The organism is Candidatus Symbiopectobacterium sp. NZEC135, assembly GCF_025962695.1.
In genome coordinates this window covers 1-779 of the sequence record NZ_JAGFPF010001011.1, presented here as the reverse complement: position 1 = coordinate 779, position 779 = coordinate 1, and the positions used below count along the sequence as shown (strand labels likewise).

Sequence of the window (779 nt, the reverse complement as noted above, 5' to 3'; positions counted from 1 at the left end):
CGCCAGACCGTGCAGGCAAACCACCCAATCGCCGTATTGAAACTCGCCGCGGTGCCAGGGGGCATCTGCGGCGATCAGTTCCTGTGCGCGGCAGCCGACGATTTTGTCTCCCTCGAGGAAATGCACCTGATAAATCAGCTGGTCCTGAAGAAAGGTGCCCCATTCGCGCACATAACCGATACTGCCACGCCGCACCAGCAGCTCACCGCGTTTTAGCCCTGCCACCGTGCCGTCATTGCGCAGTGGGCGCACCACGCGCACCGCATCACCAAATTCGAAGCGCGCCATCATGATAGAGCTCCCGGTCGTTTGCTCTGATAGCTCTCGGCCAACAGACGGCGTGCCAGTTGCCAATCAGCATCCGGCGCCAGTTCCAGCGAATTGCGCAGCGGCACCGCCGCGCGCAATCGACGGTGAAACTCGCTGAGCACCGTCAGGTTGCACGCCTGAAGTTCCTGGGTTTCATAAGGAACCGAGAAAAACCTGAAAAAAGCCTCGGCGCTGTCCAGCGTTTCAACGCCGGGCAGTTGGTAGAACCATTCCATCGTCCCGCCTCCCCGGTAATAACGTGCTGTCGCACAGCGACTGGAACATCTCCAGCAGTTCATAATCCAGCGGATTACGCTTGGTACTTTCGGCAAACTCGCGCACGGCGGTTAATAGCGCCGCGGTCTGCGCCACATCGGGCTGATAGCCAAGTCGGGCAAAAATACCTTCCACCGCCTGCCGTCCAGAGTGCTTACCCAGCACCAGCCGATATTCCCGTCCCAGCAGCGACG

Annotated in this window: 2 protein-coding genes and 1 pseudogene; all 3 read right to left on the bottom strand. The window is 59.8% G+C overall.

The features are described 5' to 3' along the window. A partial coding sequence (locus J5224_RS32105) for a nitrogen fixation protein NifZ (protein WP_264629002.1) occupies positions 1–291 on the bottom strand: 291 nt, incomplete at its 3' end. Beyond that, positions 288–545 carry a nitrogenase-stabilizing/protective protein NifW gene (locus J5224_RS32100; RefSeq protein WP_264629001.1) on the bottom strand — a complete coding sequence of 86 codons (258 nt, stop codon included), beginning with the start codon at positions 543–545 and terminating at the stop codon, positions 288–290. The genes J5224_RS32105 and J5224_RS32100, both read right to left, overlap by 4 nt. Further along, positions 514–779, bottom strand: a pseudogene (locus J5224_RS32095) (homocitrate synthase); the annotation flags it as partial. The gene J5224_RS32100 and the pseudogene J5224_RS32095, both read right to left, overlap by 32 nt.